This is a genomic window from Kitasatospora sp. NPDC048194, from assembly GCF_043202455.1.
Classification (GTDB): Bacteria; Actinomycetota; Actinomycetes; order Streptomycetales; family Streptomycetaceae; genus Kitasatospora.
The window spans coordinates 53,525-77,442 of record NZ_JBIDAK010000035.1; the positions used below are offsets into that span (position 1 = coordinate 53,525).

Sequence of the window (23,918 nt, forward strand, 5' to 3'; positions counted from 1 at the left end):
AAGGAGTCCTGCCATGGCGAAAGCGACCCCCGCCTTCCGCTACACCGAGCGCGATCTCGCCCGCTTCCGCGAGACCCAGCAACTCGCCTACCACTGCGCCGAGGAGGTCGCCGCCTGGATCGAACCGGGCGTCACCGAGCGGCAGACCACCGCCGAGCTGCGCCGCCGCCTGGTCGCCGCCGGGGTGCAGGACTTCTTCCACGTCCCCTTCGCCTGGTTCGGCGACCGCACCGCCTTCCGGCACTTCCACACCCCGCTGCAGTTCTTCGCCGGCAACCGCCGCCTGGCGGAGGGCATGCCGTACGTGCTGGACTGCGCGCCCGTCGTGGACGGCTACACCGCCGACATCGGCTACGGCGGGAAGGTCGGCGAGAACCGGGTGTGGGACCGCCTGGCCGCCGACCTCCGGGTCTACCGCGAACTGATCCTCGCCGAGGTGCGCGCCCGCAAGCCGCTCGCCGAGGTGTACGCGGCCGTGGACGCCCAGCTCGCCGCGCACGGCTACGACAACCGCCACCAGGTCTACCCGGGCCGGGTGATCGGCCACCAGGTCACCCGCGCCACCGCCCGCGGTCCGGCCGGGGTGAACGTCCTCGGCTTCGGCGTGCGCACCCTCCAGACCCTCGGCCGCGAACTCGTCACCGAGCGCCTGCACGGCCGCTCACCGCTGTGGGCGGACGGCCGGTCGTCCCGGCACGCGCCCACTCCGGGCCTGTGGGCGGTCGAGCCGCACATCGCCTTCCGCGGCGTGGGCATCAAGTTCGAGGAACTGCTGGTCGTCACCGAGGACGACGCCCACTGGCTCGATGACGACCTCCCGCACGTCCGCCGCTGGACCGCCACCGACGACTCGGCCACCATCGAGCCTGCCGACACCCGGTCGGCCACCGCCGGACGGGCGGACACCCAGTCGACCGACGACGGGCCGGCCCACGACGGGCCGACCCCCCAGGAGGCCACCCGATGACGACCCCGACCCGCCGCCGGACCGTCCACTCCGGCGGCCTCCCGCTCGCCGTCTTCGAGCAGGGCGACCCGGACGCCCCGACCGTCCTCCTGGTGCACGGCTACCCGGACACCCACGCCGTCTGGGACGACGTCGCCGCCGACCTCGCCCGCGACCACCACGTGGTCCGCTACGACGTGCGCGGCGCCGGCGAGTCCGGCGTGCCCGCCGACCGGGACGGCTACCGGCTGGAGCAGCTCGCGGCCGATCTGTTCGCCGTCGCCGACGCGGTCAGCCCGGAGCGCCCGGTGCACCTGCTCGCCCACGACTGGGGTTCGATCCAGTCCTGGGAGGCCGTCACCGCGCCCGGCGCCGAGCGCAGGATCGCCTCGTACACCACCATCTCCGGGCCGTCCCTGGACCACACGGGCCACTGGCTGCGCCACCGGCTGCGCCGCCCCACCCCGCGCCACCTCCGACAGCTGCTCCACCAGGGCCTGCACTCCTGGTACATCACGGCCTTCCACCTGCCCTACCTCGCCCCCGCCGTCTGGCGCCTGGGCCTCGCCCGGGCCTGGCCGCGGGTGCTGCGCGACCTGGAGGGCGTCACCCCGCGCGCCGACCACCCGCAACCCACCCTGCGCCGCGACGCGGTCCGGGGCATCGAGCTGTACCGCGCCAACTTCCGCCCGACGATGGGCAGTCCGCGCGAGCGGCCGACGGAGGTGCCGGTCCAGCTGATCACCCTCACCCGGGACCGCTACGTCGGCACCCACCTCTTCGAGGGCCTGGAGCGCTGGGTGCCCAGGCTGACCCGGCGCACCCTGCACGCCGGCCACTGGTCGGCGCTGCTGGAGAAGGGGGCCGTGGTGGCCGGGATGGTCCGCGAGTTCACCGCCCGCATCGAGACCGGGGCCGCCGGCGGGGCCCGGACCGCCGAGGGCGACGGCCGGCTGGTGGTCGTCACCGGCGGCGGCAGCGGCATCGGACGGGCCACCGCCCTGGCCTTCGCCGAGGACGGCGCCGAGGTGGTGGTCTGCGACCTCGACCTCGCGGCCGCCGAGCGCACCGCCGAACTCGCCTCGCTGATCGGCCCGCCCGCGCACGCCTACCGGGTGGACGTCTCCGACGGCGCCGCGCTGGACGCCTTCGCGCAGACCGTCGCCGCCGAGCACGGCGTGCCGGACGTGCTGGTCAACAACGCCGGCATCGGCCACTCCGGGACCTTCCTGCAGACCACCGAGAAGGAGTGGCAGCGCGTCCTGGACGTCAACCTCTGGGGGGTCATCCACGGCTGCCGCGCCTTCGGCACCCTGATGGCCGACCGCGGCCAGGGCGGCCACATCGTCAACGTCTCCTCGGCCGCCGCCTACCTCCCGGCCAAGGCCCTCACCGCCTACGCCACCAGCAAGGCCGCGGTGTTCATGCTCTCCGACTGCCTGCGCGCCGAGTTCGTCGGCCACGGCATCGGCGTCTCGACCATCTGCCCGGGCATCGTCAACACCAACATCACCCGCACCTCCACCTTCTCCGCGACCACCGCCGCCGAGCAGGCCGCCAAGCAGGCCCGGGCCGCCAGGCTCTACGCCCGCCGCGGCTTCCCGCCCGAGAAGGTCGCCGCGGCGATCGTCACCGCCGTGCGGACCGGCAAGGCCGTTGTCCCGGTCACCCCCGAGGCCAAGGCCGCCCGACTGCTCTCCCGGCTCAGCCCCGGCCTGCTGCGACTGGCGGCGCGCCTGAACGTGACCTGACGCCACCCGCCCCCGGCGGCGCCGGGACCCCTGCCGACGCAGGGGTCCCAGCCGTCCCGACGACCCCGCCGGCACCGGGCGTTGCAGCTTCCTGCCAATCCGCTCGGAGCCGGTGGGGGCCGCCCCTAGGCTTACCGGCAGGTAACTCACGAGGGGAACAGGGACTGTGAAGAAGCGTCTGGTTACGGTAGCGCTCGGTGCGGCCGGTCTGCTCATGGCGATGGCCCCGGGGGCCGTCGCGGCACCCGCCGCCGACGCCCCGAGCGCCCGGACCTGCGACGGCGTGACGCTCACCGGTTCGCTCCCGGTCCCGCCCGCGGGCATGTCCGTCCAGCAGACGGTGACGATCGGCGAGGACTGCAAGCCCCAGGAGGGCCCGGTGACGTACGTCCCGGCCGCGGCCCCGGCCGCCCGCGCCGCCGGCAAGGCCCTGGCGGCCGGCACCACCGCCGCCGGCCACCGCCGGATCACCAGCGCGAACGAGATGTACGACTGCTGCAACATCCGGATGACCGGCCTGTACACCACCTCCGACTGGAACACCGCCGACGGCAGGATCACCACCGCGGCCACCACCGCGACCCAGGGCTTCAACCGCGAGCCGTGGAACGCGGGCTGGTCGGTGGCCTCCGCCACCAACAGCGACGACTGCACCACCGACTGCGCCGTGGTGAACTCCCAGGCCCACGCGGACTTCTCCTACAAGGGCATCTTCGACGTCACCGGCGCCTGGTACGCCAACACCCACCACAGCTACCTGACCCTCAACCCCGACCTCAGCTACTCCTGCACCTTCGACGTGCAGCTGCGCCACACCTTCGTCGGCTGGAACTGGCAGCGCGGCTGCCAGGAGCAGTAGCGGACCGCGACGACGGCGGGCGGCGGGCCGGCGGACCACGGACGGTCCGCCGCCCGCGTCGTGCCGCCCGGCCCCGTCGTCCCCCAGTCCGCGTCGTGCCGCCCGTCCCGGCGGCCGCCGAGCCGTCCCGACGGCCGCGGGGCCCGGCCCGATCGGCCTCCCCTACGATCGGGCCCCATGGAGATGACAACCGCCCTGTGGTCCTTCGCCCTCGTCGTCGGCCTGCTCACGATCACCCCCGGGCTGGACACCGCGCTGGTCCTGCGCACCTCCGCGCTGGGAGGGCGGCGGCAGGCCTGGGGAGTCGTGCTCGGGATCCAGACCGGCACGCTGATCTGGGGCACGCTGACCTCGGCCGGGGTGACGGCACTGCTGACCGCCTCGCAGGTGGCGTACGAGGTGCTGCGCTGGGCGGGCGCGGCCTACCTGGTGTGGATGGGCGTCGGGATGCTGCGCAGCCGGGGCGGGGCGGCGCAGGCGGAGGAGGCGCCCGTCGAGGGCGGTTTCGGCCACGGCTGGCGGCGCGGCACGCTGACCAACCTGCTGAACCCCAAGGTCGGGGTCTTCTACGTGGCCGTGCTGCCGCAGTTCATCCCCGCCGGGGTCCCGCACTTCGCGGCCGGCGTGGCCCTCACGTGCGTCCACGTGCTGGAGGGCCTGCTCTGGTCGACCGTCCTGGTCGGCTTCGCCCAGGTGCTGCGCAGTTGGCTGCGCCGCCCGGCCGCCCGGCGCGTGCTGGACCGGGTGACCGGGGCGGTGGTGGTGGCCTTCGGCCTGAAGCTGGCGCTCGCCGACTGAGCCCGGTCAGTGGCCGAGCCGATTCAACCCCTCCATGAGCTCGTCGCCGTTCATGCACGGGTGCAGTTCGACGGAGGCGTTCAGCTGCAACCAGAACGGTTCGGCGATGGACGGTATCGAGGCCTCGTCCGCGACGTCGACGACCAGGAGCATCGCGCGGCGCCCGTGGCGGCCGAAGAAGTAGGCTGCCTCCGGCTTGAGTTGGGCCAGCGTCTGCTGGATCCCCTCGCGCATGGAGCCGTCGCTGATGAGCTTGTTCGAGGTCGCGGTGTCGAGTTCGACCTCCAGCAGGGCGCGCATGGGTCCCCGCTCCTTCCCCGGGCTCGGGGTGAGTCCGCACCTCAAGCCTCCCGCCGTGCCGGGGGGAACGCAACGTGACCTCAGGCGGCGTGCGTGCGGGGCGCCTCGGTCGTCTCGGGGGCGGCAGCGGCCACGTCGTGGTGGATCGGGCCGTCCCCGGCGCTCAGCGGCAGGCAGCTGCCGCCGCGCCGGTGGGCGATGATCTCGGCGGCGACCGAGACGGCCGTCTCCTCGGGGGTGCGGGCACCGAGGTCGAGGCCGATGGGGGAGCGCAGCCGGGCGAGCTCGGCGTCGGTCAGCCCCGCCTCGCGCAGCTTGACCTCGCGGTCGCGGTGGGTGCGGCGCGAGCCCATCGCGCCGACGTAGCCGACCGGCAGCCGCAGGGCGCGCTCCAGCAGCGGGATGTCGAACTTGGCGTCGTGGGTGAGCACGCACAGCACGGTGCGCCCGTCGATCCGGCCCAGCTGGGAGTCGAGGTAGCGGTGCGGCCAGTCGACCACCACCTCGTCCGCCTCGGGGAAGCGGCGGGTGGTCGCGAAGACGGGTCGGGCGTCGCAGACCGTGACGTGGTAGCCGAGGAACTTCCCGATCCGCACCACGGCGGCGGCGAAGTCGATCGCGCCGAACACCAGCATCCGCGGCGCGGGCACGTAGGACTCGACGAAGCAGGTGACGGTGCCCTGCTCGTGCTCGTCGCAGGGCCGGCCGTCCAGGCCGAGCACGAGCCGCCCGGTCCTTCCGGCGTCCAGCATGGCCCGGGCCTCGGCGACGAGCGCCCGTTCGAGCGCGCCGACCGTGGACGGCCCCACCGAGAGCGACCCGGAGGCGCCGTCGGCGGTGACCGCGAGGGTGGCCCCGAGCAGTCCGGCCGGTCCGTCGATCACCCGGGCGAGGGCGACGGGCGTCCCGTCGGCGATGCACGCCAGGCCGGCGTCCATCCCGGGGTCGGACCCCGGTACGACCGGCTGGACGAAGACGTCGAGGATCCCGCCGCAGGTCAGCCCGACCGCGAAGGCGTCCTCGTCGCTGTACCCGAAGCGCTCCAGTACCGGTTCGCCGCTCTCGATCGCGGCCTGGCACAGCTCGTACACCGCGCCCTCGACGCAGCCGCCGGAGACGCTGCCGACCGCCTCCCCGGCCGTGTCCACGGCCAGGGCCGCCCCCGGGTCGCGCGGGGCGCTGCCGGAGACCCCGACCACGGTGGCCACGGCGAAGGAGCGCCCGGACGCGTGCCAGGCCCGCAGCTGTTCGGCGATGTCCTGCATGTCGGATGCTCCTTACACGGTTTCGACAGTAGCGGGAGACGCCGCCGTACGGGAAACGATCCCGTACGGCGGCGGTGGGTGGCGGGAGGGGCGGCCGTGGTGCCGGGTCCGGGCCGCGGGGCTAGTGCACGCCGAGCCAGGACTTGATCGGGGAGAGCGCGAAGTACAGGACGAAGACCCCGGTGAGGATCCACATCAGCAGCCCGGGCTCGCGCCACTTGCCCTGGCCGGCCTTGATGACCGTGTACGAGACGACGCCGGCCGCGACGCCCGCCGTGATGCTGTAGGTGAACGGCATCAGGACGCAGGTCAGGAAGGCCGGAATGGCGACCTCGCGGTCGGACCAGTCGATGTGCCGGGCCTGGCTCATCATCATCGAGCCGATCACCACCAGGGCTGCGGAGGCGACCTCGACCGGGACGATGCCGGCCAGCGGCGAGAAGAACAGCATCAGGGCGAACAGTCCGCCGGTGACGGCGGAGGCGAGGCCGGTCCGGGCGCCGTCGCCGACACCGGTCGCGGACTCGACGAAGACGGTCTGGCCGGAGGCGCCGGCCAGGCCGCCGACGGCTCCGCCGGCGCCGTCGATGAACAGCGCCTTGGACAGTCCGGGCATCCGGCCCTGCTTGTCCGCGAGGCCGGCCTCGGTGCCGACGCCGATGATGGTGGCCATCGCGTCGAAGAAGCCGGCCAGCACCAGGGTGAAGACCGCGACCGAGGCGCTGATCGCGCCCATGCCGTGGCCGCCGAAGGCGCCGAACAGGTCGACGTGGCCGAAGAGGCTGAAGTCGGGGGCGGAGACCGGGCTGCCCGGCCAGACCGGCACGGAGTTCTTCCAGGCGGAGGCCGGGACGTCGGCGACCTGGTTGACGATCATCGCGAGCACGGTGCCGCCCGCGATGCCGATCAGGATCGCGCCCCGGACGCCGCGCGCCATCAGCACGAAGATGGCCAGCAGGGTGACGCAGAAGATCGCCACGGGCCAGCCGGTCAGCTCGCCGACCGGGCCGAGCGACAGGGCGGTCGGCCCGCCGGTGTGGACGAACCCGGCCTTGTAGAGGCCGATGATCGAGACGAACAGGCCGATCCCGATGGTGATGGCGTGCTTGAGCGGCAGCGGGATGCCGTTCATGATCTTCTCGCGCAGCCCGGAGACCACCAGCAGGACGATCAGCAGGCCGTAGATCACGCACAGGCCCATGGCCTGCGGCCAGGTGGTGTGGGGGACGACGAGCGCGGAGACCGCGCCCGAGACCGAGAGCCCGGCGGCCAGGGCGAGCGGCACGTTGCCGACCACGCCCATCACGATGGTGGTGACGGCGGCCGCGAGCGCGGTGGCGGTGGTCAGCGCGGCGTGGTCGAGCTTGACGCCGTTGACGTCGGCACCGCTGAGGATGAGCGGGTTCAGCAGGATGATGTACGCCATCGCCATGAACGTGGTCAGACCGCCGCGCAGCTCGTTGGCGATCGTCGAGCCGCGGGCCGAGACCTTGAAGTACGCGTCCAGCGCGCCGTTCGGGCGTGGTGCCGGGGACGAGGGGTGGGTCTCGTCCACGGCGGGTCTGTCTGCTTCGGTGGTGCCGGGCTCCGTGGGGATCCTGGGCATGTCCACTCCCAAGTGTCAAAGGGGGTTGGGGTGGGCGAGCCGACCTGTCTGCCAGTCAACGAAGGTGGCACAGGGGGACGGTCATCGACTCACTGTGGGGGAGGCACTCCTGGGGAGTGCCAGCGGTGCAGATGAGGGTGGTGCGCACCACTGCGGAACCCCGGCGTGGGCAGGGCAGCGGGTGGGGGGAGTCCCCCGGGGCGGTGGGGAAGACGCGTCACCGCCCCGGGGAGGTCCGTACGTCCGGAGGTCCGGGAGGCTTCCGGAGGCCGTGCTCCCGGAGTCCGAACTGCCGGGGTCAGCCGGGCTGTTCGGTGGTCAGGTGCTCGGGCCGGACGGGGATCCGGTTGAGCGCCAGGCCCGTGGCGTTGCGGATGGCCGCCACGATGGAGGGCGTCGCCGACACGGTCGGCGCCTCGCCGACCCCGCGCAGCCCGTACGGGGCGTGGGGGTCGGGAAGTTCGAGGACGTCCACCGGGATCGGCGGGGTGTCCAGGATGGTGGGGATCAGGTAGTCGGTGAAGGAGGCGTTGCGCACCTTGCCGTCCCGGACGATGATCTCCTCCATCACCGCGAGCCCGAGCGCCTGGGTGCAGCCGCCCTGGATCTGGCCGACCACGGAGAGCGGGTTGAGCGCCTTGCCGACGTCCTGGACGGCGGTCAGCTCGACCACCTTGACCAGACCCAGCTCCACGTCCACGTCCACCACCGCGCGGTTGGCGCAGAAGGTGTACTGGACGTGGCCGAAGCCCTGGCCGGTCTCCTTGTCGAAGGCCTGGGTGGGCCGGTGGTGGTGCTCGCGGGTCTGCTCGACGGCCTCGTCGCCGAGCAGGTCCACCATGGAGACCAGCGGCCCGGCACTGGCCGAGACGACCTTGCCGCCGACCAGCGAGAGGTCGTTGTGGGTCCAGCCGTAGCGGCGCCGGCCCTTCTCGATCAGCTCCCGGCGGACGGCTTCGGCGGCCAGCTTCACGGCGCCGCCGGTCATGTACGTCTGACGCGAGGCCGAGGTCGAACCGGCCGACCCGACCTCGGTGTTGGCCGGGTGGATGGTCACCTGCTCGACGCCCAGCTCGGTGCGGGCGATCTGGGCGTGCACGGTGACGCCGCCCTGTCCGACCTCGGCCATCGCGGTGTGCACCATGGCGACCGGCTCGCCGCCGATCACCTCCAGCCGCACCCGGGCGGTGGAGTAGTCGTCGAAGCCCTCCGAGAAGCCGACGTTCTTGATGCCGACCGAGTAGCCGACGCCGCGCACGATGCCCTCGCCGTGCGAGGTGTTGGACAGCGCGCCGGGCAGCGCCCGGACGTCCAGGTGCTCGGTGTCCAGCGGCGGCGGCAGCGGCATGTCCTTGGCGCGCTGCAGCAGTTCGGCGACGGGCGCGGGGGAGTCGATCTGCTGGCCGGTGGGCATGAAGTCGCCCTCCGACATCGCGTTGAGCTGGCGGAACTCCACCGGGTCCATGCCCAGTTCGGCGGCCAGCTTGTCCATCTGCGACTCGTAGCCGAACGCCGCCTGCACCGCGCCGAAGCCGCGCATCGCCCCGCAGGACGGGTTGTTGCTGTACAGCGCGATGGCGTGCATCTTCACGTTCGGGATGACGTACGGGCCGTGCCCGAGCGAGGCCGCGTTGCCGACCACCGCGGGGGAGGCGGAGGCGTACGCGCCGCCGTCCAGCACGATCCGGCAGTCGGCGAAGACCAGCTTGCCGTCGCGGGTCGCGCCGTGCTCGTAGTGCATCCGGGCCGGGTGGCGGTGGACGTGGCCGTAGAAGGACTCGTCCCGGGAGTAGACGATCTTGACCGGCTTGTTGGTGTGCAGGGCCAGCAGGCAGGCGTGGATCTGCATCGAGATGTCCTCGCGGCCGCCGAACGCGCCGCCGACGCCGGCGAGGGTGAGCCGGACCTTCTCCTCGGGCAGGTCCAGCACCGGGGCCATCTGCTCGCGGTCCACGTGCAGCCACTGGGTGGCGATGTAGAGGTCGATGCCGCCGTCCTCGGCGGGCACCGCGAGGCCGGACTCGGGGCCGAGGAAGGCCTGGTCCTGCATGCCGACCTCGTAGTCGCCGCTGACGATGACGTCCGCCATCGCCCGCACCTCGTCGGTCACGCCGAGGCCGGAGACCAGCTTCTGCTCGTGGCAGATGTTGCCGTACGCGTGGGACTTGTACTCGTGCGGCTCGTGCACGTACCCGTGGGTCTCCGGGTCCAGGCACTGCTCCTCGGTGACGATCGGGGTGAGCACCTCGTACTCGACCTTGATCTTCTTCACCGCGCGGCGAGCCGTCTCCGGGTGGTCGGCCGCGACCAGCGCGATCGCCTCGCCGTGGTAGCGGATCTTGTCGATCGCCAGTGCGGGCTGGTCCTGGATCTCCAGGCCGTAGTACTTGGAGCCGGGGATGTCCTCGTGGGTCAGCACCGCGTAGACGCCTGGCACCTTGAGCGCCTCGGAGATGTCCACCGAGAGGATGTTGGCCCGGGGGTGCGGCGAGCGCAGCGCCATACCCCAGAGCATGTCCTCGTGCCACAGGTCGGAGGAGTACGCGAACTCGCCCTTGACCTTCAGGTTGCCGTCCGGACGCAGCGGCGAGCCGCCGATGCCGTCCTTGGCGGCCTGGTTGATCTTCTGCAGGTTCTTCTGGCCCTGGATGGTGCGGGTCGTGGTCATTCCGCTGCCCCCTCGCCGGCGCACTTGCGGGCGGAGGCGAGCCGCACCGCGTCCATGATCTTCTCGTAGCCGGTGCAACGGCACAGGTTGCCCGACAGCGCCTCGCGGATGTCGTTGTCGCTCGGCTGCGGGTCGCGGTCCAGCAGCGCGTCGGTCTGCACCAGCAGGCCCGGGGTGCAGAAGCCGCACTGGACGGCCCCGGCGTCGACGAACGCCTGCTGGACGAGGCCCAGTTCGCCGTTCTCCTCGGCCAGGCCCTCGACCGTGCGGACCTCGCGGTCCTGCACCTGGCCGGCCGCGACCAGGCAGGAGCAGACCGGCACGCCGTCCAGGTAGACCGTGCACGAGCCGCACTCGCCCTGCTCGCAGGCGTTCTTCGAGCCCGGCAGGCCCACCCGCTCGCGCAGCACGTAGAGGAGGCTCTCGCCCTCCCAGACGTCGTCCGCCTCGACCGGCTTGCCGTTGGCCGTGAACGTGACCCTCATGCCGCGCTCCTGATCTGCTTGCTGTAGTCGTTCCAGCACCACGTGAGGGTGCGGCGGGCCATCACGGCGAGTGCGTGCCGCCGGTAGTCGGCGGTGCCCCGGACGTCGTCGATGGGGGAGGCGGCGGCCTTCACCAGCTCGCCGAAGCGCTGGATCACCTCGGTGCCCAGCAGCCCGCCGGACTCCCAGAGCCCGCGCTCGGCGAGCACGCCCTGCAGGTACTCCTCGGCCTCGACGGCGCGGCGCGGCGTGGGGGCAGCCGAACCGATACCGGTGCCGACGGTTCCGTCCTTCGGGTGCAGGGCGAAGCCGAACGCGCAGACCGCGATCACCATCGCGTTGCGGGTGCCGATCTTCGAGAACTGCTGCGGACCGTCCGCGACGGGGATGTGCACGGCCCGGATCAGCTCGTCCGCCTCCAGGCAGTTGCGCTTGACCCCGACGTAGAAGTCGTCGATCGGGATCATCCGGGTGCCGCGCACGGAGGCCGCCTCGACGTACACGTCCCGCCCGGCCGCCAGCAGCGCCGGGTGGGAGTCGCCGGCCGGGGAGGCCGCGCCCAGGTTGCCGCCGACGCCGCCGCGGTTGCGGATCTGCGGCGAGCCGACGGTGTGGGCCGCCAGTGCGAGCCCGGGCAGCGGCCCGGACAGCTCCGCGATGATCCGGGCGTACGGCACCGAGGCGCCGAGCCGGACGACGTCGCCGTCGTTCGTCCATTCGGTGAGCTCGGTGACGCGGTTCAGGTCGAGAATCGCGGATGGCCGGTGCACGTCGAAGTTCAGCTCGACCATGACGTCCGTGCCGCCCGCGATGGGCAGCGCGGTCGGGTACTCAGCCTTCGCCGCGAGAGCCTCGTCCCAGGTGGCGGGCCGAAGGAACTCCATGCGGGTGTCTCCTCAAGTCTTCGCCGACCGGGTGTCCGGCGGCGTTTCGCCCAGTGAACTCCTGTGACGCGGCCCACTGGCAGTCACCGATGGCATGAAGCCCCGGCTGTGGTCCCGCCCGGCATCCTGTACGTTCCTCTAAGGACGACAATCCCGCAGCCCAGGTGTTCCGCCGGGTGCTACCTACGACCGTAATCCGGCCGTGACGGGCGGGCTACGGACCCGTGACCCCCGGGCCCGCTGGTGGGTAACACCGAGCACTGGTGTTCGGGCACACTGTCACCCCGGACCGGACGCCGGACCACCCGTTCGCGCAGGTCCGGTCCCCGGACACCCGTTCGGCCCCCACCCCTCCAGCCCCGTTCCAGCCCGGTTCCGGTCCCGTTCCAGCCCCTGGTCCAGGCCCCCTGGCCCAGCCCCTGTTCCAGCCCCCGTAAGGAGTCCGCGGATGCGTGTCCGTGACCTGCTCGCCCCCGGCGCCCCCCGACTGCGCCTGCTCGCGGCCGAGGAGGAGCTGGACCGGCAGGTCAGCGGTGTGATGACCACGGACCTGCACGACCCCGGCCGCTACCTGCACGGCGGCGAACTGGTGCTCACCGGGATGCTCTGGCGCACCGCCCCGGCCGACTCGGAGCGTTTCGTCCGGACCATCGCGGCCGGCGGCGCGGTCGCCCTGGCCGCCGGCGAGGCCGAGGTCGGCCCGGTGCCCGAGGACCTGGTCGAGGCCTGTCGCCGGCACCGGATGCCGCTGCTGGCCGTCCCCGACGACATCGCCTTCGGAACCGTCACCGAGTTCATCGGCCGTCAGGTCTCCGCCGACCGCGCCGCCGACCTCGCCGCCCTCGTCGACCGGCACCGGCTGCTGGTCTCGGCCGCCGGCGGCGGCGGACTGGACGCCGTCCTCGACCTGCTCGGCGGCGACCTCGACCTGGACTGCTGGGTGCTCACCCCGACCGGCGCGGTGATCGCCGGCCCGGCCGACCGGCTCACCGCCGAGGACCGCGACCAGCTGGTCCGGGCCCACCTCGCCGCCCAGCGCCAGCGCCGCCGCCCCCCGCACCGGGCCCGGCTGGCCGGCGGCGCCTACTCGCTGCTGCCCGCCGCCGCCGACGCCGAGCAGGAGGCACCGCTCGCCGACTGGGTGCTCGCGGTGGCCGGCGACATCACCGAATGGACCACCAAGCGCCAGCAGCTCGCCGAGAACCTCGCCCGGCTGGTCGCCGCCGAGCGCCACCGCCGGGACGAGGGCCGCCGGCTGCGCCGCCGACTGGCCGACGAGCTGCTCGCCCTGCTGCGCCGGGACGCCGACCCCGGCGAGATCAGCCGCGCCCTGTACGCCTCCTCGGCGATGGCCGCCCGCTACGAGACCCCGGAGCCCAAGCCGCAGGCCCAGGACGTGCCCTGGCTGGTGCTCAGCGCCGAGGGCACCGGCCTGCCCGACGGCATGGTGCGGACGGTCCTGGAGGAGGCGCTCGGCGGCACCAGCGACCGCGCGCTGGTCGCGGGCTCGGGCAACGGCGCCGTGGTCGTGCTGCCCGCCCTGGACACCCCGGTGCCCGCCGACACGCTGCGCGACCTGCTCGCCCCGCTGGAGGCCGGACTCGGCTCGGAGGGCCGGATCACCCTCGGCGTGTCCGCCCCCGCCACCGAGGCCGGCGGCCTGCGCGGCGCCCTGGAGGAGGCCCGGCACGCCCGCCGGATCGCCGCCGCCCGGGTCGGGCGGGTCTGCGTGGCCGGCCCCGAGGAGCTGGCCTCGCACGTGCTGCTGCTGGCCGCCGTCCCCGACGAGGTCCGCCGCGCCTTCCGCAGCCGGCTGCTCGACCGGGTGATCGCCTACGACCTCGAGCACCAGGCGGACCTGGTCCGCACCCTGGAGGCCTTCCTGCGGTCGGACGGCTCCTGGACCCGCTGCGCCGGACAGCTGCACGTCCACGTCAACACCCTGCGCTACCGGATCGGCCGGATCGAGGAGCTGACCGGGCGTGACCTCTCGCGGCTGGAGGACCGGGTGGACTTCTACCTGGCGCTGGAACTGGCCTGACGCCCGGTCGCCCGGGGGTCCGGGAGGACCCGGGGGAGAACGACGGGGGCCCGCCGCGATCGCTCGCGGCGGGCCCCTGGTCGTGCCTCAGGTCACTGCACCGGGATGATCGTGGTCAGCCACTCGAAGGCGCTCGGGACCATCTTCTTCCACATCTCGGTGGTGTGCGGCCCGGTGCTCTCCTCGACCTGCACCTTGGTCGGGTCCTTGGCCGCGGCGGCGATCGCCTGGCCGTCCTCGTAGCCGTCGCCCTTGGCGCCGCTGACCAGCAGGGCGACCTTCGGCGGCTGCTGGGCGGTCTTGAGGATGTTGACCGGGTTGTTGGCCTCGCGCAGCTTCGGGTCCTTGCCGACCAGCGAGTCCCCCTCGGTCGCCGGGTCGTTGTAGCCGGACATCGCGATGCCGGCCCGGTAGCGGTTGGGGTGGGCCAGTGCCAGCTTGGCGGCGCAGTGGGCGCCGGCCGAGTACCCGGCGATCGCCCAGCGGTCCGAGGACGGGTCCGCGCGGAAGTTGTCCATCACCATCTGCGGGACGTCACGGGTGACCCAGGCGTCGGCGTTGACCTTGCCGGGGATGTCGGTGCAGCCGGCGTCCTGGTGGTTGCCCAGCAGCACGGTGCGGGGCGAGACCAGGATGAACGGGGCGACCTTGCCCTGCTGCATCAGCGGCTTGAGCTGCTCGGACACCTTGAGGGTGCCGTACCAGGTGGAGGAGGAGCCGGGGTAGCCCGGGATCAGCTCGACGACCGGGAACTTCTTGTCCTTGAACGCCGGGTCGTTGTACTGCGGCGGCAGCCAGACCAGCACCTCGCCGTCGACGCCGGAGACCTGGCCCTTCAGCTCGGTCTTCTGGACGTCACCGGGCACCGCCGGGTCGTTCACGCCGCCGAACTTCTGCAGCACCTTCGGCGGCTGCTTCCCGCCGTCCCCGGGCTGGCCGTTCCGGCCGCCCGCGTCCGCCGGCGGCACCGAGGGCACCGCGCGGACGTGGTTTCCGGTGCCGAGCAGGTCGTCCCAGTTGCCGTAGATCAGGTTGGCGTTGTTCACCATGACGAAGACCATCAGGACGGCCGTGACCTGGCAGAACATGATCATGACGAGTCGGAGGAGCACCCGCACCGGCTGGGGGCCGCGCACCTTCCCCCAGAACAGCAACGCCACTGCGATGGACACCGGCACCAGGATGACGGTGAGGATGAAGAATGGCGTACCTGTCAGTTCCATCAAGTTCTCGTATCCGGATCGCTCGCCGCCCGGGCCCCACTCGCCCGGACGCACGTCAATGTCATCAGACGGCTGGGAACCGGTGATCGGTTGCCGTCCGAATCTGTGCGGAACCTGAGAGGAACATCACGTTGCGGTGATGCTCCAGCTTCGGATCGGCGCTTAGTCTGCCACTCGGACGGCTGTGGTCCGGACCAGATGTTCAGCGAACTACCAGGAAGGTCCCCCCGGGCACCTTACAACCCGCGCCGCCCGCGCCGCTGGGCGAGGCGGTGCGAGACCGCGCGGCCGGGCCAGAGAGACTATGGGGATGAGCACAACCCGCTTTCGCCCGTCCCGCCGCTTCTGGCCCGTGTGCGCCGTCCTGGCCCTCGCGGTCACCGCGGCCGGTTGCAGCAGTACCGGAGGCAGACGCGCCGAGGAGGCCCGCGCCAAGGCCGCGGCCGCCGGTGGCAGCGCCGTCACCACCCCGCGCTGGAAGGTCGCCATGGTGACCCACGCGGGCGCCGGCGACGCCTTCTGGGACAGCGTGCGCAAGGGCGCCGAGCAGGCCGCCGCCAAGGACAACATCACCTTCCTGTACTCCAACGACGCGCAGACCCAGAACCAGGTCCAGCTCGTCCAGGCGGCCATCGACCAGAAGGTGGACGGCCTGCTGGTCACCCTCGCCAAGGGCGACGCCATGGCCGACGTCCTCCGCAAGGCCGAGGCGGCCGGCATCCCGGTCATCACCGTCAACTCCGGCCAGGAGTTCTCCGCCAGGTTCGGAGCGCTCACCCACATCGGCCAGGACGAGGCCACGGCCGGGCAGGCCGCCGGCGCGGAGCTGGCCTCCCGGGGCCGCAAGAACGTCCTCTGCGTGATCCACGAGCAGGGCAACGTCGGCCAGGAGCAGCGCTGCTCCGGCGCGCAGTCCAAGTCCGGCGCCGCGTTCCAGGTGCTCTACGTCAACGGCGTCGACATGCCCGACGCCCGGGCCGCGATCTCCGCCAAGCTGCAGTCCGACCCGGGCATCGACACCGTGCTCACCCTCTCCGGTCCGATGGCCGCCACCGGGCTCCAGGCCGTCCAGGACGTCCACCGCAACGTCGAGGTGGACACCTTCGACCTCGGCCAGCAGGTGGTGGCCGGCCTCAAGTCCGGCAGCGTCGGCTTCGCCGTCGACCAGCAGCCCTACCTCCAGGGCTACGAGGGCGTCGACCTGCTCTGGCTGTACAAGTCCAACCTGGACATGCTCGGCGGCGGCAAGCCGGTCGCGACCGGCCCGCAGGTCCTGACCAAGGACGACGCCGACGCGCTCGCCGAGTACGTCGCGAGGGGGACCAGGTGAGCACCCCCGACCTCCTCGCCGGGGACGGCCTGCTCCAGGACCGCCCGGCGCCGCTGCGGCGGCTGCTCGCCCGCCCGGAGCTCGGCTCGCTGATCGCCGCCGTCGCGGTCTTCGCGGTCTTCGCCGCCGTCGCCGAGCCCTTCCTGCGGGTCTCCTCGCTGGGCACCGTGCTCTACGCGGCGTCCACCATCGGGATCATGGCGGTGCCGGTCTCGCTGCTGATGATCGGCGGCGAGTTCGACCTGTCGGCCGGCGTGCTGGTCACCACCGCGGCGCTGACCTCCTCGATGGTCTCGTACCAGTTCACCGCCGTCACGTGGGTCGGCGTGCTGGTCTCGCTGGCGACCGCGCTGGCGATCGGCTGGTTCAACGGCTGGATGCTCGGCCGCACCAAGCTGCCCAGCTTCATCGTCACCCTGGGCACCTTCCTGATGCTGACCGGTGCCAACCTGGGCGTCACCAAGGCGATCTCCGGAACGGTCTCCACCAAGTCGATCGCCGACATGCAGGGCTACGCGTCCTGCCGCTGGCTGTTCGCCTCGGAGGTGAACATCGGCGGACTGACGGTCAAGGCCACCGTCTGGTGGTGGCTCGGCCTGCTGGTGGTCGGCAGCTGGGTGCTGCTGCGCACCCGCTTCGGCAACTGGATCTTCGCCGTCGGCGGCGACGCGGCGGCCGCCCGGGCGGTCGGCGTCCCGGTGGCGCGGACCAAGACCGCGCTCTACCTCGGCGTCGGCTTCGGCGCCTGGGTGCTCGGGCAGCACCTGCTGTTCTCCTTCGACACCGTGCAGTCCGGCGAGGGCGTCGGCAACGAGCTGATCTACATCGTCGCGGCCGTCATCGGCGGCTGCCTGATCACCGGCGGCTACGGCTCGGTGGTCGGCTCCGCGCTCGGCGCGCTGATCTTCGGCATGGCCAGCAAGGGCATCATCTACGCCCAGTGGAACCCCGACTGGTTCAAGTTCTTCCTGGGCGCGATGCTGCTGCTGGCCGCGCTGCTCAACGCCTACGTCAAGCGCCGGGCGGAACGGGGGCCGCGGTGAACACGGGACCGGACACGGGAGCGGTGAACACGGGAACGACGGGCACGGAACCGGCGGACGGGGCGCTCCTGGCGCTCGAAGGCGTCGGCAAGACGTACGGGACGGTCCGCGCGCTGCAGGACGTCTCGCTGACCCTGCGGGCCGGCGAGATCAGCTGCGTGCTGGGCGACAACGGGGCCGGCAAGTCCACCCTGATCAAGATCATCTCCGGGCTGCACCAGCACGACGAGGGCAGCTACACCATCGGGGGCGAGGAAGTCCGCCTCCAGTCCCCGCGGCAGGCCCTGGACCGCGGGATCGCCACCGTCTACCAGGACCTCGCCGTCGTCCCGCTGATGCCCGTCTGGCGCAACTTCTTCCTCGGCTCCGAGCAGGGCATGCGCCGCTGGGGCGGGCTGCGCCTGGACGCCGACGGCATGCGGGCCACCACCCGCCGGGCGCTCGCCGAGATGGGCATCGACCTGCACGACGTCGACCGGCCGATCGGCACCCTCTCCGGCGGCCAGCGCCAGTGCGTGGCGATCGCCCGCGCCGTGCACTTCGGCGCCAGGGTGCTCATCCTGGACGAGCCGACCGCGGCGCTCGGCGTCAAGCAGTCCGGGGTGGTGCTCAAGTACGTCACCGCGGCCCGCGACGCCGGGCTCGGGGTCATCCTGATCACCCACAACCCGCACCACGCCTACCTGGTCGGGGACCACTTCACCCTGCTCAAGCGGGGGCGGATGGCGGGCAGCCACCCGCGCGAGGAGATCGGCCTGGAGCAGCTCACCACCGAGATGGCGGGCGGCTCCGACCTCGCCGAGCTCTCGCACGAACTGGCCCGACCGGCGGCGGGCGACGCCGACGCCGCAGCCCGCACCGACGCCGAGGCCGGCGTCGGTGGCCGTACCGACACCGGCGCCCGCACCGACGCCGAGGCCGGCCCGGGTGCCGGCCCCGGCACCCGTCCCGACCCCGATCCCCGTGAGGAGCGTCCGCAGCCGTGACCAGCCCCCAAGGCAGCACCCGGCCGGCCGTCCTGCCCACCCTCCTCGGACTCGGCCCGCGGGCCGAGCGCCGACGCCGCGCCCTGCCCGCGGGGATACTGCGGCTGCCCACCATCGGCGTCGACATCGGCGGCACCAAGGTCGTCGCGGGTGTCGTCGACGGCGAGGGCAAGGTGCTGGAGAAGCTGCGCACCGACACCCCCGACAAGAACAAGAGCGCCAAGGTCGTCGAGGACGTCATCGTCGAGCTGGTGCTCCAGCTGGCCGACCGGCACGACGTCCACGCGGTGGGCATCGGCGCGGCCGGCTGGGTCGACGCCGACCGCTCCCGGGTGCTCTTCGCCCCGCACCTCAACTGGCGCAACGAGCCGCTCCAGCAGGCGCTCAGCGAGCGGCTGCGCTTCCCGGTGATCGTCGAGAACGACGCCAACGCGGCCGCCTGGGCCGAGTGGCGCTTCGGCGCCGGGCGCGGCGAGGACCACATGGTGATGCTCACCCTGGGCACCGGCATCGGCGGCGCGGTCGTCCGGGACGGCTATGTCGACCGCGGCAAGTACGGCCTGGCGGGCGAGTTCGGCCACATGCAGGTGGTGCCCGGCGGCCACCGCTGCCCGTGCGGCAACCGCGGCTGCTGGGAGCAGTACTCCTCGGGCAACGCCCTGGTCCGGGACGCGCGCGAGCTGGTCGCCGAGGAGTCCCCGGTGGTGCAGCCGCTGCTCGCCCGGGCGGGCGGCACGGTGGAGGGCATCACCGGTCCGCTGGTCACCGAGGCGGCCCGGGACGGCGACCCGACGGCGACCGAGCTGCTCTACGAGGTCGGCACCTGGCTGGGCGTGGGCATCGCCAACCTGGCCGCCGCCCTCGACCCCGGCCGCTTCGTCATCGGCGGCGGCGTCTCCGAGGCCGGCGACCTGCTCCTCGGCCCCGCCCGCGACACCTTCCGCCGCACCCTGACCGGGCGCGGCTTCCGCCCCGAGTCCACCATCGTCCACGCCGCCCTCGGCAACGAGGCCGGCCTGGTCGGCGCCGCCGACCTGGCCCGCCAGGTGGCCCGCCGCTTCCGCACCATCAAGCGGAGGCGGGTGGAGCGCAGCGCCGTGTAGGGGCGGGGCCCCGCGGTATTCGGCCGGCGGATTGCAGCGAACGGGTGACGAGGACCGTCCGCTGCGATCCGCCGGCCTTTTCCCTGCCCGGTTCACCCGGGAAGGCGATGGGCGTCCCGCCCGGTCCCGTCGTCACGTCAACTACCGGTTGGTAACGGCGCGGTGTGGTTGTCGGATAACCGCTGCTGTGGAAGAACTGATGAGTTGACGTCGACTCAGGAGGACTCGGATGAGGGCTCTGACCCGTCTCGCGCCGTCGCTGCTGCTCGCCACCGCCCTGGTGGGGGCCACCACCGGCTCGGCAGCAGCCGCGGCGCCGCCGCCGAAGGCGCCGGAGGCGGTGGGGTGGGGCGGGGCGGTGGCCACCGTGGACGCCGACGCCACCGCGGCCGGGATCGAGGTGCTGCGCAAGGGCGGGAACGCGGTGGACGCCGCGGTGGCGGCCGCGGCGGCGCTCGGGGTGACGGAGCCCTACTCCTCCGGGATCGGCGGCGGCGGGTACTTCGTCTACTACGACCACTCGACCGGCCGGGTGCACACCATCGACGGCCGAGAGGTGGCCGGCCGAACGGCCGACAGCGGGCTGTTCCTCGAGGACGGCAAGCCGCTCGCCTTCGCCGACGCCGTCACCAGCGGGCTGTCCGTCGGGGTCCCCGGCACCCCGGCGACCTGGGACTCGGCCCTGCGGCAGTGGGGCACCCGCTCGCTCGCCAAGAACCTCGAGCCCGCCGAACGGATCGCCGAGAACGGCTTCGTCGTCGACGGCACCTTCCGCAGCCAGACCGCCGACAACTACGGCCGGTTCAAGGACTTCCCGGCCACCGCCGCGCTCTACCTGCCGGGCGGCAAGCCCCCCGAGGTCGGCACCGTCCTGCGCAACCCCGACCTGGCCGCCACCTACCGCCTGCTCGGCGACAAGGGCGTGAAGGCCTTCTACCAGGGCCCGTTGGCCCAGGACATCGTCAACACCGTGCAGCACCCGCCGGTCGACCCGGCCTCGGGCCGCACCGCCCGCCCCGGGAAGGTCGACACCGCGGACCTGGCCGCCTACCAGGTCCGCCGCCAGGCGCCCACCCACGTCGCCTACCGCGACTACGACGTCTACTCGATGGCGCCGTCCAGCTCCGGCGGCACCACCGTCGGCGAGGCGCTGCACATCCTGGAGGACGGCGACCTCTCGTCCGACAGCGCCACGCAGTACTACCACCACTTCCTGGAGGCCTCCCGGATCGCCTTCGCCGACCGCAACCGCTGGGTCGGCGATCCGGCCTTCAGCGACGTCCCGACCGAGCAGCTGCTCTCCGAGCGCTACGCCGCCTCCCGGGCCTGCCTGATCAGCCCCGACCACGCCCTCACCAGCCCGCTCGCCCCCGGCGACCCCCGCCACCCGGCCGACTGCGCCGACACCGGCCAGACCCTCACCGAGCCGTACGAGGGCCCCAACACCACCCACCTGACGGTCGCCGACCGCTGGGGCGACATCGTCTCGTACACCCTCACCATCGAGCAGACCGGCGGCAGCGGCATGACCGTCCCGGGCCGGGGCTTCCTGCTCAACAACGAGCTGACCGACTTCGACTTCGCCCCGCTCGCCGCCGGGGTGCCCGACCCCAACCTGCCCGGGCCGGGCAAGCGGCCGCGTTCCTCGATGTCCCCCACCATCGTGCTGCGGGACGGTGAGCCGCTGCTGGCCACCGGCAGCCCCGGCGGCGCGACGATCATCACCACCACGCTGCAGGTGCTGCTCGGACGCCTGGACCGCGGGCTGAGCCTGGAGCAGGCCATCGCCGCGCCGCGCGCCAGCCAGCGCAACGCCGCAACCACCCAGGCCGAGCCAGGCTTCCTCGCCCTGCCCGAGCGGGCCGCGCTGGAGGGCCTCGGGCACCGCTTCGCCGACGGCGGCGAGATCGGCGCCGCCACCGGTGTGGAGCGGCTGCCGGACGGCCGCTGGGTCGCCGCCGCCGAACCGCTGCGGCGCGGCGGCGGCGCGGCCGCGGTGGTCCGGCCCGCGGGCTGACCCGGGGCGGGCCGGCCTGTCAGTGGCGGGCGGTATGTTCGGGGTGGGCCTCCACCGGTGGCCCACCCCCGTCCGTACCGACCGAACCACCGGGAAGGCCGCCCGCCGTGACCGTCCGCATCGCCACCTGGAACATCAACTCCGTCACCGCTCGGCTGCCCAAGCTCCTGGAGTGGCTGGAGAGCGCCAAGCCCGACGTGCTCTGCCTCCAGGAGCTGAAGTGCGCGGCCGACGCCTTCCCCTACGACGAGGTCCGCGAGCTCGGCTACGAGACGGCCGCGCACGGCACCGGCCGGTGGAACGGCGTGGCCGTCGTCTCCCGGCTCGGCCTGGAGGACGTCGTGCGCGGGCTGCCCGACCAGCCCGGGTTCCTCGCCGACGGCGCCCTGCTGGCCGACGTCGAGCCGCGCGCCATCGCCGCCACCTGCGGCCCGGTGCGGGTCTGGTCGGTCTACGTGCCGAACGGCCGCGAGGTCGGCCACGCGCACTACCACTACAAGCTGGAGTGGCTGGAGGCGCTGCGCAAGGCGGCCGCCGAGGACGCGGCCGGCCCGCGCCCCTTCGCCGTCCTGGGCGACTTCAACATCGCCCCCACCGACGAGGACGTCTACGACGTCGCCGCCTTCGAGGGCCTCACCCACGTCACCCCCGCCGAGCGCGGCGCGCTGGACGCGCTCGGCGGGATCGGCCTGCACGACGTCGTTCCGCGCCCGCTCAAGTACGACCGCCCGTACACCTACTGGGACTACCGCCAGCTGGCCTTCCCGAAGAACCGGGGCATGCGGATCGACCTCGCCTACGGCAACAAGCCCTTCCTCGACGCCGTCACCGACAGCTACGTCGACCGCGAGGCCCGCAAGGGCAAGGGCACCTCGGACCACGCCCCGGTCGTGGTCGACCTCGACCTCTGAGCACCCGGGCCGAGCACCGCGGCACGAGGCGCCGGGCAGCGGGCCGTCGCTCGAACGGTCCTGAGCGGTGGCTGTATGGGCAGCGCCTGCCTACCTTCGGTGATGACCGGGTGCGGTCGACCCACCACGTGGACTGGAAAGTCCCGGCCGCGCCCCGAGAATCCCGGAGGTTCCGGCATGCGCCCCACGCGTACGGCCGCCGCCGCCCTGATCGGCGCGACGGTGCTGACCGGTCTGACGGCCCCCCTCGCATCCGCCAGGGACGGCGCGGCCTCGGTCAGCCCGTCCCAGGCCGCACCGGGCCAGACCGTGACCGTCACGGTCTCCTGCGAGAAGTCGGACAAGCCCGACGCCAAGACCGTCACCGCCCACTCCGCGGCCTTCGAGGGCGGCCCGGCGACGCTCACCCTCGGCGCCGACGGCAAGCACAGCGGCTCCGCCCGGCTGGCCTCCCAGCACCAGGGGGAGAGCAAGGTCGACGGCACCTGCCCGGACGGCGGCGCCTTCTCGACCACCGTCACGGTCACCACCGTGGCGGCCACCGGCCCGGACAAAGGCCTCGGTGACTGGGGCAAGGCGGCGGGGGAGTGGGCCGGCTCGCTCGGCCAGTCCGGCGCCGGGAGCCAGCAGGTCGCCCCGCACGGCGCGGTGCAGACCGGACTCGGCGGCTCGGTCGCGGGAGACCCGGCGGAGCTGGCCGGCGGCCTGGCCCTGGTCGCCGGTGCTGTCGGCGGCTTCTGGCTGCTCCGGAGGCGGGCTGCCTGACGGCCCTCGCCCCCGCGCGATCCCGCGTCGCGCCGCCGGACCCTGACGGGACCGGCGGCGCGGCGGCGCGACGGGGTGTCAGACGGCCGCCGGATCGGTCCGCGCCCGCTGACCCGGCCACTGCGGCGCCGCCGGCCGTTCCTGCCCCTCCTGCCGCTCCTCGTGCGCGAGGACGCCGCTGGCCAGCAGGTACTGGGCCAGCACGTAGGTCGCCATGATCCAGAACTGATGCCCCGGCAGCTCGCGCCACTTCGCCAACCGGGTGGCGATCAGGGTGTCCGAGAGCAGGAACAGCGCCCCGCCCAGCCCGGTCCGCCAGCCCAGTCCGGCCGAGCTGACGGCCGTCGAGGTGAGCAGCAGGCTGTAGCCGGCGACCGGCACCTTCAGGTCCCCGAGATCCGGCCAGAGGCAGCCGATCATGCTCGCCCAGGCCGCCGCGTAGGCGGCCGCGACCAGCAGGGTCCGACGGCGGTCGGTGAGCGCCCCGCGCTGGACGAACATCGTCACGTAGCAGACGTGCGCGGCCGCGAAGGAGCCCATGCCGGCCAGGAACGCGGGGTCGTTCCCCAGCTGCAGCAGGACGTCCCCGCCCGCGCTCGCCAGCAGGGCCGGCGCCAGCAGCTTCGGCGCCTGCCGCCCCGCCGCCGAGGCCGCCGTCACGCTGTGCGCGGCCAGCAGCGGCATCAGGGCCGGTTTGGTGGCGTTGCGCACCACCGACGCCCCCGACAGGATCGAACCCAGGTGCACCGCCGAGGCGGCCGCGAAGCCTCCGAGCAGACCGGTCGCCGAACGCAGGCGCCCGCCGAGGCCGGCGGCGCGGGTCGTCGTGCGGATACTCATGGGGGCCTCCATAAGGTGTTGGGTGGCCCGGGAGGGCCGGATGTGGCTAATGGGGTCTTGCCTTCAGTGGCTCCTCCGGAGTGGCCGTCCGGCTCTC

At 73.2% G+C, this 23,918-nt stretch carries 20 protein-coding genes; 12 read left to right on the plus strand and 8 right to left on the minus strand.

Annotated elements, in window-relative coordinates; genetic code table 11:
* Positions 1-13 precede the first annotated feature (13 nt).
* The 4 genes from ACGF07_RS30145 to ACGF07_RS30160 all read left to right on the plus strand — a co-directional run bounded on the left by ACGF07_RS30145 (position 14) and on the right by ACGF07_RS30160 (position 4,354).
* Entirely contained in the window at positions 14-967 is a 954-nt protein-coding gene (locus ACGF07_RS30145) for a M24 family metallopeptidase (RefSeq protein WP_392903819.1), read from the plus strand.
* On the plus strand, positions 964-2,697 hold the full coding sequence (locus ACGF07_RS30150; protein ID WP_392903821.1) for an SDR family oxidoreductase: 1,734 nt from the start codon (positions 964-966) through the stop codon (positions 2,695-2,697). Before ACGF07_RS30145 ends, ACGF07_RS30150 begins: the two co-directional genes overlap by 4 nt.
* A gap of 166 nt (positions 2,698-2,863) precedes the next feature.
* Complete coding sequence (locus tag ACGF07_RS30155) at positions 2,864-3,556, plus strand: hypothetical protein (protein WP_392903824.1); 693 nt, start codon at positions 2,864-2,866, stop codon at positions 3,554-3,556.
* Positions 3,557-3,733: 177 nt separating this feature from the next.
* Complete coding sequence (locus ACGF07_RS30160) at positions 3,734-4,354, plus strand: LysE family translocator (protein ID WP_392903826.1); 621 nt, start codon at positions 3,734-3,736, stop codon at positions 4,352-4,354.
* 6 nt (positions 4,355-4,360) lie between these two features.
* Here ACGF07_RS30160 and ACGF07_RS30165 read toward each other — a convergent pair whose 3' ends face one another.
* From ACGF07_RS30165 to ACGF07_RS30190, 6 genes are all read right to left on the minus strand, one after another.
* Positions 4,361-4,654, minus strand: a complete 294-nt coding sequence (locus ACGF07_RS30165; protein WP_350747203.1) for a hypothetical protein — start codon at positions 4,652-4,654, stop codon at positions 4,361-4,363.
* Between the two features lie 80 nt (positions 4,655-4,734).
* Positions 4,735-5,919, minus strand: coding sequence for an XdhC family protein (locus ACGF07_RS30170; RefSeq protein WP_392903829.1), 1,185 nt, complete (start codon positions 5,917-5,919; stop codon positions 4,735-4,737).
* A gap of 121 nt (positions 5,920-6,040) precedes the next feature.
* Entirely contained in the window at positions 6,041-7,525 is a 1,485-nt protein-coding gene (locus ACGF07_RS30175; RefSeq protein WP_350747208.1) for an NCS2 family permease, read from the minus strand.
* 298 nt (positions 7,526-7,823) lie between these two features.
* A complete protein-coding gene (gene pucD, locus ACGF07_RS30180; protein WP_350747250.1) occupies positions 7,824-10,193 on the minus strand; it encodes a xanthine dehydrogenase subunit D in 2,370 nt (789 codons plus the stop codon).
* Positions 10,190-10,678, minus strand: a complete 489-nt coding sequence (locus tag ACGF07_RS30185) for a (2Fe-2S)-binding protein (protein WP_350747253.1) — start codon at positions 10,676-10,678, stop codon at positions 10,190-10,192. The genes pucD and ACGF07_RS30185 overlap by 4 nt, the downstream gene beginning before the upstream one ends.
* Entirely contained in the window at positions 10,675-11,562 is an 888-nt protein-coding gene (locus ACGF07_RS30190; RefSeq protein ID WP_350747256.1) for an FAD binding domain-containing protein, read from the minus strand. Before ACGF07_RS30190 ends, ACGF07_RS30185 begins: the two co-directional genes overlap by 4 nt.
* A 448-nt stretch (positions 11,563-12,010) precedes the next feature.
* Here ACGF07_RS30190 and ACGF07_RS30195 point away from each other — a divergent pair, with 448 nt between their 5' ends.
* Positions 12,011-13,603 (plus strand): PucR family transcriptional regulator, encoded by a 1,593-nt coding sequence (locus ACGF07_RS30195; protein WP_350747258.1) that lies wholly within the window; start codon positions 12,011-12,013, stop codon positions 13,601-13,603.
* 92 nt (positions 13,604-13,695) lie between these two features.
* Here the strand turns inward: ACGF07_RS30195 and ACGF07_RS30200 are convergent, their stop codons facing one another.
* Positions 13,696-14,826 (minus strand): alpha/beta hydrolase, encoded by a 1,131-nt coding sequence (locus ACGF07_RS30200; protein WP_392903833.1) that lies wholly within the window; start codon positions 14,824-14,826, stop codon positions 13,696-13,698.
* Between the two features lie 310 nt (positions 14,827-15,136).
* Here ACGF07_RS30200 and ACGF07_RS30205 point away from each other — a divergent pair, with 310 nt between their 5' ends.
* The 7 genes from ACGF07_RS30205 (at position 15,137) to ACGF07_RS30235 (ending at position 22,981) form a co-directional block, all read left to right on the plus strand.
* Positions 15,137-16,156, plus strand: coding sequence for a sugar ABC transporter substrate-binding protein (locus tag ACGF07_RS30205; protein WP_392903836.1), 1,020 nt, complete (start codon positions 15,137-15,139; stop codon positions 16,154-16,156).
* Complete coding sequence (locus ACGF07_RS30210) at positions 16,153-17,199, plus strand: ABC transporter permease (protein ID WP_350749730.1); 1,047 nt, start codon at positions 16,153-16,155, stop codon at positions 17,197-17,199. The genes ACGF07_RS30205 and ACGF07_RS30210 overlap by 4 nt, the downstream gene beginning before the upstream one ends.
* 23 nt (positions 17,200-17,222) lie before the next feature.
* Positions 17,223-18,185 (plus strand): ATP-binding cassette domain-containing protein, encoded by a 963-nt coding sequence (locus ACGF07_RS30215; protein WP_392903838.1) that lies wholly within the window; start codon positions 17,223-17,225, stop codon positions 18,183-18,185.
* Positions 18,182-19,288, plus strand: coding sequence for an ROK family glucokinase (locus ACGF07_RS30220; RefSeq protein ID WP_392903840.1), 1,107 nt, complete (start codon positions 18,182-18,184; stop codon positions 19,286-19,288). Before ACGF07_RS30215 ends, ACGF07_RS30220 begins: the two co-directional genes overlap by 4 nt.
* Positions 19,289-19,517: 229 nt before the next feature.
* The gene (gene ggt, locus ACGF07_RS30225) at positions 19,518-21,305 is read left to right on the plus strand and encodes a gamma-glutamyltransferase (RefSeq protein WP_392903843.1); all 1,788 of its coding nucleotides are present in this window, start codon (positions 19,518-19,520) and stop codon (positions 21,303-21,305) included.
* A 107-nt stretch (positions 21,306-21,412) separates the two neighbouring features.
* Positions 21,413-22,216, plus strand: a complete 804-nt coding sequence (locus ACGF07_RS30230) for an exodeoxyribonuclease III (protein WP_350740090.1) — start codon at positions 21,413-21,415, stop codon at positions 22,214-22,216.
* 177 nt (positions 22,217-22,393) lie between these two features.
* Positions 22,394-22,981 carry a hypothetical protein gene (locus ACGF07_RS30235; protein ID WP_392903845.1) on the plus strand — a complete coding sequence of 196 codons (588 nt, stop codon included), beginning with the start codon at positions 22,394-22,396 and terminating at the stop codon, positions 22,979-22,981.
* Between the two features lie 78 nt (positions 22,982-23,059).
* Here ACGF07_RS30235 and ACGF07_RS30240 read toward each other — a convergent pair whose 3' ends face one another.
* Positions 23,060-23,821: a lysoplasmalogenase gene (locus ACGF07_RS30240; RefSeq protein WP_392903848.1), complete on the minus strand. Its 762-nt coding sequence runs from the start codon at positions 23,819-23,821 to the stop codon at positions 23,060-23,062.
* Between the last annotated feature and the right edge of the window lie 97 nt (positions 23,822-23,918).

Excerpts from the sequence above, each read along its gene's own strand:
- ACGF07_RS30205 (WP_392903836.1), top strand. The coding sequence starts at position 15,137 with ATGAGCACAACCCGCTTTCGCCCGTCCCGCCGCTTCTGGCCCGTGTGC.
- ACGF07_RS30190 (WP_350747256.1), bottom strand. The coding sequence starts at position 11,562 with ATGGAGTTCCTTCGGCCCGCCACCTGGGACGAGGCTCTCGCGGCGAAG.
- ACGF07_RS30240 (WP_392903848.1), bottom strand. The coding sequence starts at position 23,821 with ATGAGTATCCGCACGACGACCCGCGCCGCCGGCCTCGGCGGGCGCCTG.
- pucD (WP_350747250.1), bottom strand. The coding sequence starts at position 10,193 with ATGACCACGACCCGCACCATCCAGGGCCAGAAGAACCTGCAGAAGATC.
- ACGF07_RS30235 (WP_392903845.1), top strand. The coding sequence starts at position 22,394 with ATGCGCCCCACGCGTACGGCCGCCGCCGCCCTGATCGGCGCGACGGTG.
- ACGF07_RS30170 (WP_392903829.1), bottom strand. The coding sequence starts at position 5,919 with ATGCAGGACATCGCCGAACAGCTGCGGGCCTGGCACGCGTCCGGGCGC.
- ACGF07_RS30150 (WP_392903821.1), top strand. The coding sequence starts at position 964 with ATGACGACCCCGACCCGCCGCCGGACCGTCCACTCCGGCGGCCTCCCG.
- ACGF07_RS30175 (WP_350747208.1), bottom strand. The coding sequence starts at position 7,525 with ATGCCCAGGATCCCCACGGAGCCCGGCACCACCGAAGCAGACAGACCC.
- ACGF07_RS30165 (WP_350747203.1), bottom strand. The coding sequence starts at position 4,654 with ATGCGCGCCCTGCTGGAGGTCGAACTCGACACCGCGACCTCGAACAAG.
- ACGF07_RS30200 (WP_392903833.1), bottom strand. The coding sequence starts at position 14,826 with ATGGAACTGACAGGTACGCCATTCTTCATCCTCACCGTCATCCTGGTG.
- ACGF07_RS30160 (WP_392903826.1), top strand. The coding sequence starts at position 3,734 with ATGGAGATGACAACCGCCCTGTGGTCCTTCGCCCTCGTCGTCGGCCTG.
- ACGF07_RS30145 (WP_392903819.1), top strand. The coding sequence starts at position 14 with ATGGCGAAAGCGACCCCCGCCTTCCGCTACACCGAGCGCGATCTCGCC.
- ggt (WP_392903843.1), top strand. The coding sequence starts at position 19,518 with ATGAGGGCTCTGACCCGTCTCGCGCCGTCGCTGCTGCTCGCCACCGCC.
- ACGF07_RS30195 (WP_350747258.1), top strand. The coding sequence starts at position 12,011 with ATGCGTGTCCGTGACCTGCTCGCCCCCGGCGCCCCCCGACTGCGCCTG.
- ACGF07_RS30185 (WP_350747253.1), bottom strand. The coding sequence starts at position 10,678 with ATGAGGGTCACGTTCACGGCCAACGGCAAGCCGGTCGAGGCGGACGAC.